This window comes from Bradyrhizobium cytisi, from assembly GCF_008123515.1.
Taxonomy (GTDB): domain Bacteria; phylum Pseudomonadota; class Alphaproteobacteria; order Rhizobiales; family Xanthobacteraceae; genus Bradyrhizobium; species Bradyrhizobium cytisi.
In genome coordinates, this window is sequence record NZ_VSSR01000034.1 from 1 (window position 1) to 14,407 (window position 14,407).

Annotated in this window: 15 protein-coding genes; 1 reads left to right on the top strand and 14 read right to left on the bottom strand. The window is 63.4% G+C overall.

The genetic code is table 11. The features are described from left to right. Positions 1–151 precede the first annotated feature (151 nt). The 7 genes from FXB38_RS21100 to FXB38_RS21130 form a co-directional block, all read right to left on the bottom strand. Entirely contained in the window at positions 152–1,390 is a 1,239-nt protein-coding gene (locus FXB38_RS21100; protein WP_148752909.1) for an ABC transporter substrate-binding protein, read from the bottom strand. Positions 1,391–1,558: 168 nt separating this feature from the next. Further along, the gene (locus FXB38_RS21105; protein WP_148752910.1) at positions 1,559–2,737 is read right to left on the bottom strand and encodes an NHL repeat-containing protein; all 1,179 of its coding nucleotides are present in this window, start codon (positions 2,735–2,737) and stop codon (positions 1,559–1,561) included. Positions 2,738–2,815: 78 nt separating this feature from the next. After that, positions 2,816–3,559: an SDR family NAD(P)-dependent oxidoreductase gene (locus tag FXB38_RS21110; protein WP_148752911.1), complete on the bottom strand. Its 744-nt coding sequence runs from the start codon at positions 3,557–3,559 to the stop codon at positions 2,816–2,818. Positions 3,560–3,718: 159 nt separating this feature from the next. Continuing rightward, complete coding sequence (purF, locus tag FXB38_RS21115; RefSeq protein WP_148752912.1) at positions 3,719–5,230, bottom strand: amidophosphoribosyltransferase; 1,512 nt, start codon at positions 5,228–5,230, stop codon at positions 3,719–3,721. A gap of 27 nt (positions 5,231–5,257) precedes the next feature. Then, positions 5,258–5,887: a CvpA family protein gene (locus FXB38_RS21120; protein ID WP_148752913.1), complete on the bottom strand. Its 630-nt coding sequence runs from the start codon at positions 5,885–5,887 to the stop codon at positions 5,258–5,260. A gap of 168 nt (positions 5,888–6,055) precedes the next feature. Continuing rightward, complete coding sequence (gene radA / locus FXB38_RS21125) at positions 6,056–7,504, bottom strand: DNA repair protein RadA (RefSeq protein ID WP_148752914.1); 1,449 nt, start codon at positions 7,502–7,504, stop codon at positions 6,056–6,058. A 241-nt stretch (positions 7,505–7,745) separates the two neighbouring features. Continuing rightward, complete coding sequence (locus FXB38_RS21130) at positions 7,746–8,663, bottom strand: LysR family transcriptional regulator (RefSeq protein WP_148752915.1); 918 nt, start codon at positions 8,661–8,663, stop codon at positions 7,746–7,748. A gap of 131 nt (positions 8,664–8,794) precedes the next feature. Between FXB38_RS21130 and FXB38_RS21135 the strand changes: the two genes are divergently transcribed. Beyond that, a complete protein-coding gene (locus FXB38_RS21135; RefSeq protein WP_148752916.1) occupies positions 8,795–9,586 on the top strand; it encodes an alpha/beta fold hydrolase in 792 nt (263 codons plus the stop codon). 35 nt (positions 9,587–9,621) lie between these two features. On the opposite strand, the gene FXB38_RS21140 is transcribed toward FXB38_RS21135, so the two are convergent. The 7 genes from FXB38_RS21140 to FXB38_RS21170 all read right to left on the bottom strand — a co-directional run bounded on the left by FXB38_RS21140 (position 9,622) and on the right by FXB38_RS21170 (position 14,400). Continuing rightward, on the bottom strand, positions 9,622–10,089 hold the full coding sequence (locus FXB38_RS21140) for a metallophosphoesterase family protein (protein WP_148752917.1): 468 nt from the start codon (positions 10,087–10,089) through the stop codon (positions 9,622–9,624). A gap of 36 nt (positions 10,090–10,125) precedes the next feature. Further along, positions 10,126–10,851, bottom strand: a complete 726-nt coding sequence (locus tag FXB38_RS21145; protein WP_148752918.1) for a sulfite exporter TauE/SafE family protein — start codon at positions 10,849–10,851, stop codon at positions 10,126–10,128. 100 nt (positions 10,852–10,951) lie between these two features. Then, on the bottom strand, positions 10,952–11,398 hold the full coding sequence (gene rpiB, locus FXB38_RS21150; RefSeq protein WP_148752919.1) for a ribose 5-phosphate isomerase B: 447 nt from the start codon (positions 11,396–11,398) through the stop codon (positions 10,952–10,954). 67 nt (positions 11,399–11,465) lie between these two features. After that, a complete protein-coding gene (locus FXB38_RS21155) occupies positions 11,466–12,260 on the bottom strand; it encodes a transporter substrate-binding domain-containing protein (RefSeq protein WP_148752920.1) in 795 nt (264 codons plus the stop codon). 20 nt (positions 12,261–12,280) lie between these two features. Beyond that, positions 12,281–13,039 carry an amino acid ABC transporter ATP-binding protein gene (locus FXB38_RS21160; RefSeq protein ID WP_148752921.1) on the bottom strand — a complete coding sequence of 253 codons (759 nt, stop codon included), beginning with the start codon at positions 13,037–13,039 and terminating at the stop codon, positions 12,281–12,283. A gap of 1 nt (position 13,040) precedes the next feature. Further along, a complete protein-coding gene (locus FXB38_RS21165; protein WP_187435031.1) occupies positions 13,041–13,709 on the bottom strand; it encodes an amino acid ABC transporter permease in 669 nt (222 codons plus the stop codon). 7 nt (positions 13,710–13,716) lie between these two features. Further along, positions 13,717–14,400 carry an amino acid ABC transporter permease gene (locus FXB38_RS21170; protein ID WP_148752923.1) on the bottom strand — a complete coding sequence of 228 codons (684 nt, stop codon included), beginning with the start codon at positions 14,398–14,400 and terminating at the stop codon, positions 13,717–13,719. Between the last annotated feature and the right edge of the window lie 7 nt (positions 14,401–14,407).

Consider the following 14,407-nt stretch of genomic DNA (forward strand, 5'->3'; position numbering starts at 1 on the left):
CAGTCTCGAAGCGTGCCCACCGCGTCTTGCAGTCTCGGAGAGATGGTGGGCGCGGCGCTTCGCGCCTTTGCCCACCCTACGATAGCATCAGATGCCGCGCGAGATCCCGGGGTTCGCTGCTGCGCATCGCCCCGGGATGACCGCTACGCGGTCACTTCTTCACCAGCGGACACTCGCTGTCCTTGAGCGGCCTGGCGGCATCTTCGGCCGGGATGTTCGCGACCAACTTGTAATAGTCCCACGGTCCCTTCGACTCCTCGGGCTTCTTCACCTCGAACAGATAGGCCGGGATGATGCGGCGGCCGTCCTCGCGCAGCGGGCCCTTGCCGAATAGCGGATCGTCGGTCGGGATTTCCTTCATCTTGGCGACGACCTTGACGCCGTCGTGCGGATTGCCGCCGAGCGCCTCGAGCGCCTTGAGGTAATGTATCACGCCGGCATAGTTGCCCGCCTGCGTCATCGACGGCATCGCCTTGTTGGCGGTCTTTTCCTGGAAGCGCTTGGACCAGGCACGGGTGTTGTCATTCAGATCCCAGTAGAAGGATTCGGTGAAGGTCAGGCCGTGCGCGGTCTTGAGGCCGAGCGAATGGACGTCGTTGATGAAGAGCAGCAGCGCTGCGAGCTTCTGGCCGCCTTCGACGATGCCGAACTCGGCCGCCTGCTTGATCGCGTTGGTGGTGTCGCCGCCGGCATTGGCAAGCCCGACGATCTTTGCCTTGGAGTTCTGCGCCTGGAGCAGGAAGGACGAGAAGTCCGAGGTGTTGAGCGGGTGCTTGACCCCGCCGAGCACCTTGCCGCCGTTTGCGGTCACGACCGCGCTGGTGTCGCGCTCGAGCGCGGCGCCGAACGCATAGTCGGCGGTCAGGAAGAACCAGCTGTCGCCGCCGGCCTTGGTCAGCGCCTTGCCGGTGCCGTTGGCCAGCATATAGGTGTCATAGGTGTAGGAGATCGTGTTGGCGTTGCAGGCCTTGCCGGTGAGGTCGGCGCTGGCGCCGCCATTGTTGAGCAGGACCGCGTTCTTTTCCTTGGCGACGTTGCTGACTGCCAGCGCCACGCCGGAGTTCGGCGTGTCGGTGATCATGTCGACCTTCTGGGTGTCGATCCACTGCCGCGCGATGTTGACCCCGATGTCCGGCTTGTTCTGGTGATCGCCGCTGAGGACCTCGATCTTCCAGCCTTTGGCGCGGAGACCGGAATCCTCCACCGCCATGTTGACGGCCAGCACGGAGCCCGGACCGCCGATGTCGGCGTAGAGACTGGACATGTCGTTGAGCACGCCGATTGTGACGGTCTTGTCTTGTCCTTTTTCCTGGGCGTAGGCGGATGTGGCAAAACCGAAAGCGGCGCAGGCAAGAAGGGCCGCAGAGCGGCGCGCGAACGTCGTCGTCATAAAAGGTTTCCTCCATTGTCAAATATGCGGACGGCTCTCTTGGATGAAGCCTTGGTCCGGCCGATTCCGTAGCCTGTCCCGGGGACGGCGGCAATGCGCCTAAAGCCGGATGACGCCGTGTCGTGGCGTCATCCGTCGGTTAACCTTTGGGCAAAATGCGTTGAATTGCTATTTGAGCGCGTCCGAGGTCAGCTTGAATTTCTGGATGCGCTTTCCGGTGTCGACCTCGGCGGTATAGACGTTACCCCCGGCATCGACCGCCATAGCATGCACCCAGTGGAATTGCCCGGCATTGCGCCCGTTGTGGCCAAAGCTGCCGACGACGCTGCCGTCCTCGCGCTTGAGCACCCTGATCTCGTTGTTCTCGCCATCGGCGCTGAGCAGCCAGGTCTGCTTCGGATCGGGCCAGATCGCGATGTCCCACACCGCGCCGTTGCTGAGCGTGTTCTTCTCGAACAAGAACTCCTTGACGAAAGTACCGTCCTTTTTGAACACCTGGATGCGGTTGTTGATGCGGTCGCAGACGTAGACGAGGCCGTCATTGGCAATCTTCACGCAGTGCACGGGATTGCCGAATTGCTGCGAGATCGGGGCCTTGGGATCATAGGCTGCCTGCTTGCTGTCGTCGGGCTTGTTGCCGTAGGCGCCCCAGTGCCGCTTGTAGGCGAGCGTGGTTGCATCGAACACGATGACGCGGCGGTTGCTATAGCCGTCGGCGACGTAGATCTCGTTGGCGTCCTTGTCGAGCGCGGTTTCGGCGGGCTTACCGAGCTGCGTCGTGTCGTTACTTCCGAGGCTCGGCGCGATCTTGCCGATCTGGGCCACGAACTTGCCGTCGAGCGTGAATTTCAGGATCGCGTTGTCGTTGTCGGCATTGCCGCCGATCCAGACGAAGCCTGCCGGATCGATCTCGATGCCGTGCTCGCGGCCGACCCATTCATAGCCGGTGCCGGGCCCGCCCCAGGACCGCAGCAGATTGCCGTCGGCATCAAATTCGAGCACGGGCGGCGCCGAGACGCAGCACTTCGAACGAGGTGGGTTGAGGCTTGCGCCTTTCTCGTCGTCAGTGAGCGAGCGCGGGCGATGGATCATCCAGATATGGCCCTGCCAGTCGACGGTAATGCCGCCGACCTGGCCGAGGATCCAGTTGTTCGGGAGTTGCTTCGGCCAGGACGCATCGACCGCGAAGGTCGGCACGTCGCCGGCTTTGGCAACGTTCGGAAACGCGAATGCGATGGCTGCAATCAGGATGGAGAAAGCGTGAGAGACGCGTGCAACCGCATGGTTGAGGCCTGCACGATCAAGCCCCGTGCGATGAAGCCCTGCGCGATCATGCCATGGCGCCATGGCAACCTCCCTTTTTTGGCTTGCGGCTTGCTGCCGCTTGAGCGCGGGCAGTCAATCGCGGGGAGGTGATCAAGTCAATCAGGCCGGTGCACGGAAGCTCATCAGGGTGCGCGTCTTGTAGTCGTAGAATTTGCCGGTCTCGGTCCAGCCGGGCGCGCACAGCGGGACGATGAACGCGGCGACCTGCTCGGGGGTCTCAAGCGTCGTGGGATCTTCGCCCGGCATCAGGGTTGCGCGCATGCGGGTGCGGATCGGGCCCGGGTTGAACAGGTTGACGCGCAGCGGCGTGTTTGCGGTCTCCTGCGCCCAGGCGCGCGCCAGCGTCTCCAGCGCGGCCTTGGAGGCGGCGTAGGGGCTGACATAGGCGGTCGCCTTGTTGGCGGCGCCCGAGGTGATGAATACGGCGCGGCCGGCATCGGACTGCCTCAGCAACGGCTCCATGCAGCGGATCAGCTGGAAGTTCGCGGAGACGTTGACGGCCATGACGTCGTTGAACGTATTGAGCTCGATATGGCCGACCGGCGAGGAGGGACCGAGCACGCCGGCATTGCCGACGAGGATGTCGAGCTTGCCGTACCGCTCATGCAGGCCCGCGCCGAGCCGTGCGATGCCATCGGAATCGGTGAGGTTGAGCGGAACCAGCGTGGCGCTGTTGCCGCCCGCTTTGCGGATCTCGTCGTCGAGCTCCTCGAGCCCGCCCTGGGTGCGTGCGGTTGCAACGATATGCGCACCGGCCTTCGCCAGCGCGAGCGCCGTAGCAAAACCGATGCCGCGCGAGGCGCCGGTGACGAGAGCGATGCGGTCAGCGAGGGGAAGTGTCATGGCGGGGGTTTTACAGGCGTGGGTGGCCGGGACAAGCCCCCACCACGACGTCATTCCGGGGCGGTCCGCAGGACCGAACCCGGAATCTCGAGATCCTCAGGTGCGCAATTGCGCACCATAGTTCGCGCTGTCGCACGCCCCGGGATGACGCCTTCGCCGTCAGCTCGCCTCCGCCAGCAACGACAGCTGCCGCGGTTGCGGCTCGGTCTGGGTCTGGTCGGTGAGGTGGGTCGGATAGGCGCCGGTAAAGCAGTGATCCGAGAACTTCGGATTGGCGGGATCGCGGCCTGGCTCGCCCATGGCGCGGTACATGCCGTCGATCGACAGGAACGCGAGCGAGTCGGCTCCGATGATCTCGCGCATCTCCTCCAGCGAGTGCGTCGCGGCCAGCAGGCCGCCACGGTCGGGCAGATCGATGCCGTAATAATCGGGATAGAGGATCGGCGGCGAGGCGAGGCGGAAATGCACCTCCTTCGCGCCGGCATCGCGCATCATGCGCACGATCTTCTTCGAGGTGGTGCCGCGCACCAGCGAGTCGTCGATCAGGATGATGCGCTTGCCTTCGATCGCGGCGCGGTTGGCCGAATGCTTCATGCGCACGCCGGATTCGCGGATCGCCTGCGTCGGCTGGATGAAGGTGCGGCCGACATAGTGGTTGCGGATGATGCCGAGCTCGAACGGCACGCCGGAATGCTGGCTGTAGCCGATCGCAGCGGGCACGCCGGAATCCGGCACCGGCACGACGACGTCGATCGGCACATGGCTTTCGCGCGCGAGCTGCGCGCCAAAGGCCTTGCGCACCTCGTAGACCGAGCGGCCGTGGACGATGGAATCCGGACGCGAGAAATAGATGTATTCGAAGATGCAGGGACGTGGCGCGATCGGCGGGAACGGCTTGTGGATGTCCTGGCCGTTCTCGTCGAACACGATGACTTCGCCGGCCTCGATGTCGCGGACGAAGCGGGCGCCGATGATGTCGAGCGCGCAGGTCTCGGACGCCAGGATCGGGCAGCCGTCGAGCTCGCCAAGCACCAGCGGACGGATGCCGCGCGGGTCGCGCGCGCCGACCAGCTTCTTGTTGGTGAGCGAGACCAGCGCGTAGGCGCCCTCGATCTCGCGCAGCGCATCGATATAGCGCTCGATGAAGCGGGCGCGCCTGGAGCGTGCGACCAGATGCAGGATCACCTCGGTGTCGGTGGTCGACTGCATCATCGCGCCGTGCATCACGAGCTCGCGGCGCAGCGTCAGGCCGTTGGTGAGGTTGCCGTTGTGGGCGACCGCGAGGCCGCCGGCATTGAGCTCGGCGAACAGCGGCTGCACGTTGCGCAAGATGGTTGCGCCGGTCGTGGAATAACGGACATGGCCGACCGCCATGTTGCCGGGCAGGCGGTCGATCACCTCGCGGCGGGAGAAGGTGTCGCCGACCAGGCCGAGGCGGCGTTCTGAGTGAAAGCGGCTGCCGTCGTAGGAGACGATGCCGGCGGCTTCCTGGCCGCGGTGCTGAAGGGCGTGAAGGCCGAGCGCCGTGATGGCGGCGGCGTCCGGGTGTCCATAGATGCCGAAGACGCCGCATTCCTCGCGCAGCGTATCTCCCTCCAGGTCGTCCTGAAGCTCTAGCGCGGCCGGGCCGGTATCGAGATCAAGTTGGGCGTCCTGGTCAGGGTGTCGCATCTCGTCCGCGCCTCTCTGTTGGCTCAATCAACGCGCCGCAGGTTTCTCGATCAGCTTCTTCATGCTGTCACGAGCAGGTTTACTGTATCCGTCGCCACTGCCCGAAGGCTGCTGCTCGGTATCAGCTTGATCATCATCTGGTTTGTTTTTCTTGAATCTCTTCAAGATGGTGTTCTCGGGGTCGTCAGGCAAGAGGGACATCAGCCAATCCCCGGTTCCCTGGAGCACCACGCGGGACTTGGCCCCCGTGACCCAATCCGGGCGCTGCTTGTCCGGCACCAGCCAGGTGAAGAACAGGAAGGCCACCACGACAATTAAGAGCCCGCGAGCCAGGCCGAACAGGAAGCCGAGGGTGCGATCCAGCGCGCCAATGCGCGAATCCAGGATCATGTCGGAGATCCGGACCGTGATCACGGAGACCACGACCAGGGTACCGACGAACACACCGGCGACCACGACCACGCTCGCGACGGTGTCGTTGTTGAAATAGGTCTTGGCGGTCGGCAGCAGCTTGGAGAAAGAGTACAGAGTCACGATTGCCGCCGTGCCCCAGGCTGCGATCGAGAGGATTTCGCGCATGAAGCCGCGAACCATCGCGAGCAGGCCCGAGATCAGCATCACACCGAGCAGGATCAGGTCGAGGAGTGTAACTGGCATCGGCTGGTCTGGTCCGCTCGTACTCTCAAAGGATGCTCAGCGAATCGGTGTTTGGCCGCCGCCCTAAAAGAGGGGCAGACGGCGCTTCCGGCAAGGCCGCAACCACGCAATCCCATGCTGCTTTTGTGACGGCTGTATAGCTGTGGGGGCGCTTGACGTCACCTCTAGCTACCCCTCTCCACGGCGGAATCTTGCCGGTGTGGCATTTTTCTCCGCCGGCGGGCTCGAGTCGCCGCGGCGGGAGCCCTTGGCGGCGATTTCGGCGACCAGCGTGGTCAGGCTGTTGACCGCGTTCAGGGTCAACCCCGCGTCACCGCTGGCCTCGGCGCCCCGGGCCGATTCGGGCAGCACGGCGCGTTTGAAGCCGAGCTTGACCGCTTCCTTGAGCCGGGCCGGGGTCTGTGCCACCGGGCGGATGACGCCGGAGAGTGAAATCTCGCCGAAATAAACGGCATCGGTGGGTAACTGCGCATTAACCAGGGATGAAACCAGCGCGGCCGCAGCGGCCATATCAGCTGCCGGCTCGTGAATGCGCAGGCCGCCCGCGACGTTCAGATAGACGTCGTGGCCGGACAGCTTGACCCCGCAATGCGCTTCCAGCACCGCCAGCACCATCGAGAGCCGGCTCTGATCCCAGCCGACCACGGCGCGGCGCGGGGTGCCGAGCGAGGTCGGGGCCACCAGCGCCTGCAATTCGACCAGAACGGGCCGCGTGCCCTCGATACCCGCGAAGACTGCGGTGCCGGGCGTGCCGAGATCGCGCTCCGACAGGAACAGCTCGGAGGGGTTGGTGACCTCGCGCAGGCCGAGCCCGGTCATCTCGAACACGCCGATCTCGTCGGTCGGGCCGAAGCGGTTCTTGACGGCGCGTAAGATTCGGAATTGCTGCGAGCCTTCGCCCTCGAACGACATCACGGCATCGACCATGTGCTCGACGACGCGGGGGCCGGCGATCTGGCCGTCCTTGGTGACGTGGCCGACCAGGATGATGGCCGCGCCGGTTTTCTTGGCGAACCGAATCAGCGCCTGCGCCGAGGCGCGCACTTGCGTGACCGTGCCGGGCGCCGATTCCACCGTGTCGGTCCACATCGTCTGGATCGAGTCGATCACGATCAGCCGGGGGACGGCGCCTTCCGACAAGGTTGATACGATGTCCTCGACCGAGGTCTCGGCCGCGAGCTGCACGGGCGCATCCGACAGCCCGAGCCGTTCGGCGCGCAGCCGCACCTGGGCGATGGCTTCTTCGCCGGAGATGTAGACGATGCGGTGGCCGGCGCGCGCCATCAGGCTGGTCGCCTGTGTCAGCAATGTCGACTTGCCGATGCCTGGATCGCCGCCGACAAGCAGCACCGAGCCGCGCACGAAACCGCCGCCGGCGACGCGGTCGAGCTCGGTCATGCCCGAGGACAGGCGCGGTGCGTCTGGGCTTTTTCCCGCGAGGCTCTCCAGCGCAAACGTGCGACCCTTGCGCTTGGAGCGGATCGAGACCGGCACGCTGCCGGTCGCGTCCTCCTCGGCCAGCGTATTCCACTCGCCGCAGGACTCGCACTTGCCCTGCCAGCGGTTATAGGCCGCGCCGCAGTTCTGGCAGACAAAGGAAAGCGTGTTCTTGGCCATGGGGAGGGGGATTCGAGGGGCTCGGATTTGGTGATAGCACGGATAGTCGCGGAAGATCGCTACTGTCTTCAGGGCCGAATTTGGGGACATCCTGGCAATTGTCAGTTTGCCAGATGCCCATGCGCGTCACGGGAGAGCAGCCGCTGATCGGCGATCCTTCTTCGTCCTGGCCTTGCGGACCTTGAAAGCGGGACCCAGTTAGCGGCGTCTCTGGGGAGAGCCTATCGGATTGTCTGAAACCTCAGGTCCTAAGCATGAGATCCCAGGGTGGCATGTCTCCCAAACTGGCGCTCAGATGCTCGATAAACCGACGAAGTTTCAAGGACACGTGCCGTTTGGTTGGGTAGACGGCATGTATCGCCAGTTCCGGCGTCTTGTGGTCTGACATCAAGACTTGCAGGGTTCCCGCGGCGACAGACTCTCCGAACACGAAGCTGGGTCCGTAGGCCGCGCCCGTTCCCGCCAATGCCGCAGCCAGTAGCATTTGCATGTTGTTCGCGGCCAGCCGCACCGGGCCGTTGATGACATGAGTGTTGCCGCAAGGATCTGTAACCGTCCAATCGCCGGCTGAAACAGCTTCAGTGAATGCGAGTCGTGGAGCTTGGCGGAGTTGCTCAACGTCTTTCGGCGCGCCGTGCCACGACACAAAAGATGGCGCTGCGCAGAATACCATGCGGCATGGGGCAAGCCGTCGGGCCACAAGATCGGAATCTTCCAACAGCCCGATGCGAATGGCCACATCGATACGATCCGCCAGCAAGTCGACATAGCGGTCGCTAAGCACGGTCTCAACCGCGACGTCGGGATATGCGGCCAGATAGCTCGCCACAACGCTGCCGAGATGCATGGTTCCGAAGGTGGTCGGTGCGGCAACGCGCAGCATTCCGCGCACTGTCTGCTGCGCATCCCGAGCCTCCCTATTCGCATCCTCGTATTCTTCGAGTATGTGCTTGCACCGTGCGTAATAGGACCGTCCCACGTCGGTCAGCGTCAGCATGCGCGTGCTCCGCTGAAGCAGCCGCACCTTCAATTGCTCCTCGATCGCAGAAACATGCTTACCTGCCATTGAAGGCGACAGGCCGAAGCGCCCGGCAGCACCTACAAGACTGCCCTCTTCGACCGCGGCGACGAATACCGCCATGCTGATGAACCGATCCATGAAAGCTCCGATCTGATAATCCCATTATCAGGTGCCGATAAAATTAGGCCGATTATCGATCGATCCAACGGCAATTATCTCCGTTCGTCGTCCGACCGATCCCCGGTTGGCTCGGAAAAAAGGAGATCACGATGAAAGTCGCCTCGACTGGCTTGGAACTGAACGTTGAAGAGCGCGGCGGCGGCAATCTGTCACTTGTGTTTTTGCATTACTGGGGCGGCTCATCCCGCACCTGGAAGCACGTCACTGCCAAGCTGGCGCCGCACTTTCGCACCGTCGCTATCGATCATCGCGGCTGGGGCGAGTCCGATGCGCCAAGCGATGGATATGCTTTGGCCGATCTTGCGGCTGATGCCGAAGGAGTGATCCAGGCACTCCAGCTGAAGCGCTATGTGCTCATCGGGCATTCCATGGGCGGCAAGGTTGCCCAGCTCATGGCATCCCGTCGGCCCGCTGGGCTGGCCGGCCTCATTCTCGTAGCGCCGTCTCCGCCTCAACCCATGACGATGCCGGCGGACGCGCGCGAGATGATGGCTGGGTCGTACGCCTCGCGCCAAGCCGTGGAGGCGGCCATAGACAATGTGTTGACAGCCAAACCGCTCTCCGCCGCGGATCGCGAACAGGTGATAACGGACAGTCTGCGCGGCGCGGCTGCGGCGAAGATTGCCTGGCCGAGAGCCACCAGCTTGGAAGACATCACGGCTCAGGTCGGCGCGATCAACGTTCCCACGATTGTGGTTGCTGGTGAATTGGACCGTGTGGATAGCCCCGACTTGCTAAGAGCAGAATTGCTCTCCCGAGTTCCGCTAGCCGTCATGCGTGAGCTGCCCGGCACGGGGCACTTGTCGATGCTGGAATCGCCTGATGCGCTGGTCTCGATTATCGAGGATTTCTGCCTTTCATTGAGCGGCTCCACGCGGTGATGATCCAAGCTTGCATCGGATATACCCCATCGCTCTCACCTGTCGAGGTCATGAATCTCAGGCCGCAGAACGCCGGCGTCATCCAGATCGAGCGTTGCCAATGTGACCGGCAATTTGAAGCGCCTCGGGCCGGCGCTTCCCGGGTTCAAGAACAGCATTCCGTTGATCCTGTTGATCTGCACCCGATGCGAGTGACCGGAAATCACGGCGTCAATGTCGTGAGCCGCCGGGTCGATCCGTAGAGCCTTGAGATCGTGCAAGAGATAGAAGCAGCGGCCGCCGAGGAGGAGCGTTTCGGTTTCAGGATAGTGCTTCGCCCAATCGCCGACATCGACATTTCCTCTGATCGCCGTAACGGGCGCAATTCGCCGGAGCCGTTCCAGAACTTCCGGCGCGCCGATATCGCCTGCGTGGATGATGTGCGACACGCCGGCAAGGCATTGTTCTACCTCCGGCCTCAGGAGACCGTGCGTGTCTGAGATCACTCCGATCCTCAACGACATGTCGGGCCGAAACTCCAGTGCGAGGGTGCGTAACCCTCACGTTTGAATAGCGGTCCACAGCATCGAGAGTCCGGCTGCGATCATGATCGCGTCCATCACCAGGCGGAACATCTCGGGCTTCAGGTGCAGCACGAAGCGTTTTGCGATGAAAGCGCCGGCCATCAGTGACGAGCCCGCGACCAGACCCTTGATGAAGACCTCTTGCGTGAGGGCGCCGAAACGTTCGAACGTCACGGATTTGGCGAAGTAGAGACCAAGCGAGGCGGCGGCCTCGGTCGCGAGAAAGGCGCCTTTGGAAAGGCCGTAGAACAGGAACAGCGGTACGCTGAGCGGACCGGTCGAGACCACGATGCCGGTGAGATAGCCGATGATCGCGCCGCCGATCGCGAGATGCCAGAGGTTGGCCTTGAGGTCGTGCCGCGCCAGCCAGTGCCGCACCGGCACCATCGCGATCAGGAACATGCCGATGGCGAGATCGACGGCATGCGAGGGCAGGGCGAGCAGCGTCCGTGCGCCCAGCACCGCAGCCGGAATGCCCGTGACCGAATAGGCCAGACAGGCCCGCCAGTCGACCTCGCGCCACCACGCCAGGATCCGCGAAAAATTCGCCATCACGGAGGCGACCGCCATGATCGGCACGGCTTCCTTCGGCCCATAGGCATAGACCAGCACCGGCATCAGCATGATCGACGATCCCGTGCCGACGATGCCTGAGATGGTGCCGGCGACGAGGCCGACGGCGAGGACGAAAAGAAAGGCCAAATGACTCTCCACGAATCGGAAGAGTTTAGCCGCGGCCAGCGATGTGGGCGATCCATGTTAGGCGGGGGAACCGATCGCTTTGCGCATGGCAGGCAGGCTGTCAGCCTTGTTCGTCCATGACGCGCAGCTTCTCGACGCGGCGGCGGAAATCCTCGTCGGTGGAGAATTCCGCGGACAGGTAGGAGGAGACGAGATCGACGGCGAGCCATGCCCCGACGATCTGCGCGCCGATGCACATCACGTTTACGTCGTCGTGCTCGACGCTCTGATGGGCGGAGTGGATATCATGGCAGACCGCGGCGCGGATGCCCTTCATCTTGTTGGCTGCGATCGAGGCGCCGACGCCGGTGCCGCAGACCATGATGCCGCGCGCGGCTTCGCCCGACGTCACCTTCTGCGCCACGGCGCGTGCGATGTCGGGGAAGTCGACCGGCTTGTCGTCGTAGGAGCCGATGTCGACGATGTCGTGGCCAAGCTTGCGGATATGGTCGATGACGGTCTGCTTGAGCGGCCAGCCGGCGTGGTCGGATCCGATGACGAGACGCATGTGATGTCCTTCTTGATTTTGCATAGGTCGTGACAGCCGCGAGTGGCCGTCACGACTATTTCTGGTCCTAGCTACGCATGTCGGGCGGCAGTTCGACGCCGTGGAATTTCTTGTAGATCGCGTTGAGCTTGCCGTTCTTGACGTTCTCGGTGATCCAGACGTTGAGCTTGTCCATCAGGCGCTGCTCGCCCTTCTTCAGGCCGATGGCGAGATCGAAGGTTGCCAGCGGAATCCTGGACTCGAACACGCGCGCGGGGTTCTTCACGCCGATCTGGTTGATGATCGTCGCGGACGAGGCGACGCAGTCGACCTGGCCCGAGACGGCGGCCGTCACCATGGTGGCGTCGTCGTCGTAGCGGGCGATTTTGAGGTCCTTGTCCTTCATGTTGGACAGGGTGGTGTCCTGCGTGGTGCCGCGCGAAACGCCGATCGACTTGTCCTTGAGGTCGGGCCAGTCCTTGATATTCAGCGACTTCAGGCAGCCAATGTCGGACTGCAGCGTGGCGTAACGCTTGGTGAAATCGATGACCTTGGCACGCTCGGGTGTCACCGACAGGGTCGAGATGATGATGTCGGCCTTGCCGGTCAGGACGTTCGGAATACGCGTCGCGCCCGTGGTCTGGACAAGTTCGAGCTCGAGCCCCCAGTCCTTGGCAAGCAGCTGCGCCACTTCGACATCGGAGCCGGTCGGCTTCATGCTGGAATCCATCATGCCCGACGGCGGAATGGCGACGTCCGTCGAAATGCGGATCTTCTTGGCCTGCATGATGTCGTCGAGCAGGTCGGCTGATGCGGGCGTTGCTGATATCATGACGAGGCCGCATAGCGCGGCAGCAGCGGCCAGCAATGTTTTATTGGTCATCCCTAGTTCTCCTCTCCCTGTTATGATTTTAAGTTTCCCGTGCCCACGAATTGCGTGAGCTCGGGGGTCGTCGGCGACGTCAGGATCGAGGCGGGTCCGGTCTCGTGGACCTTGCCGCGATGCATGAACACGATCCGGTCGGCGATGCCTTTGGCAAACCCCATCTCGTGGGTGACCATCACCATGGTCATGCCGTCGGCCGCGAGCTGCTCGATCACCCTCAGCACTTCGGCGGTGAGCTCCGGATCGAGCGCCGAGGTGACTTCGTCGAACAGCATGACCTTCGGCTGCATCGCCAGCGAGCGGGCGATCGCGGCGCGCTGCTGCTGGCCGCCCGAGAGCTGCTCGGGATAAGCGAGCAGCTTCTCTTCGAGTCCGACCTGCGCCAGCACCTTGCGCGCGAGGTCCTTCGCTTGCGATGTTGCCATGCCCTTCACCGCGCAAGGCGCAAGCGTGATGTTCTGCTCGATCGTCAGGTGCGGAAACAGATTGTAGCTCTGGAACACGATGCCGACGTCCTGTCGCAGCGCGCGGAGGTCGACGTCGGGCCGGTCGACCCGGTGTCCGCAGACCACGATCTCGCCGCCATCGACCTTTTCAAAGCGATCAATGCAGCGCAGCGCCGTGCTCTTGCCGGAGCCGGAGCGGCCGATCATCGCCAGCACCTCGCCGCGCTCGACGGCGAAGCTGACGCCATCGAGCACCCGGAGCGGGCCAAAGCTCTTCTGCACGTCGCGGAGCGACACGATGGGTTCGGGCGAGGGGGTGCTTTGTTGCATGTCAGGCTGACGCGAGGTTGGACCTGCCACGTCCCATGCGCCGTTCGAGCTTCTGGCTGAACAGCGAGAGGGGATAACACATGGCGAAATAGACGACGGCGATGATTGCGTAGATGGCGAACGGTTCGAACAGCGAGTTGTTGACGATCTGGCCGGAGCGCATCAGCTCGACGAAGCCGACGACGGAGGCGAGCGAGGTGTTCTTGATGATTTGCACCATGAATCCGACGGTCGGAGGCGTCGCGATGCGGATGGCCTGCGGCAGGATCACCTTCATCATGCGCTGGGTCCGGCTCAGCGCCAGGCCTTCAGCCGCCTCCCATTGCGACTTCGGCACGGACTGGATGCAGCCGCGCCAGATCTCGCCGAGATAGGCGGCGACATACAGCGTCAGCGAGGCGCCGGCGGCGGTGAGTGACGAGACCTTGAGGCCGATCGCGGCGAGGCCAAAATAGCCGAGGAACAGGATGACCAGCAGCGGCGTGCCCTGGATCAGCTGGACATAGACGGCGCTGGCGAGCCGCACGGATTTGAGCGGCGATATCCGCGCGAGCGCGATTGCAAAGCCGACGATGCCGCCGCCGATCAGCGCGATCACGGATAGACCAATCGTCCACAGCGCGCCTTGGCCGAGGAACGTCAGATGATTGATGTTGAGATGTCCGCCCATGGTCATCTCACAGCGGCGTGCCGAGCCGGCGCCGGCGCGGAAACAGCACAAGCCCGAGACCCCAGAAACCCGCGCGCATGACCAGCGACAGGGCGATGTAGAGCACGGCGACGATGATGTAGGCCTCGAAAGCGCGGTAGGTGTCGGACTGGATGTAGTTGGCGACCGCGGTGAGTTCTTCGGCCGAGATCTGCGAACAGACCGAGGAGGCCAGCATCAACAGCACGAACTGGCTGGTGAGGGCCGGATAAACCTTCTCGATCGCCGGCAGCAGGATGATGTGCCAGTAGATCTGGAGGCGCGATAGCGCGAGCCCCTCGGCCGCCTCGATCTGCCCGCGCGGGATGGCCTCGAAGCCGGCGCGCATGATCTCGGCGGTATAGGCGCCGACATTGATGGTCAGCGCCGCGACTGCCACCGTGAAGGCCGAAAGTTTCAACCCCAAGCTAGCAAGGCCGAAATAGACCAGGAAGATCTGCACCAGCAGTGGCGTGTTGCGGATGGACTCGACATAGACCTTGCAGGCGCCCGCGATCAGCGAGCTCTGCGAGCTGCGGCCGACGGCTGCGAGCGTGCCGAACAGGGCGCCGAGCACAGTCGCAAAGAAAGCCAACTCCAGCGTCAACGCGGCACCGCCGAGCAAGCTCGGCCATCGCTCCAGCACTGCGGGGAAGTCGAGTTGGAGGCTCATCGTCGTC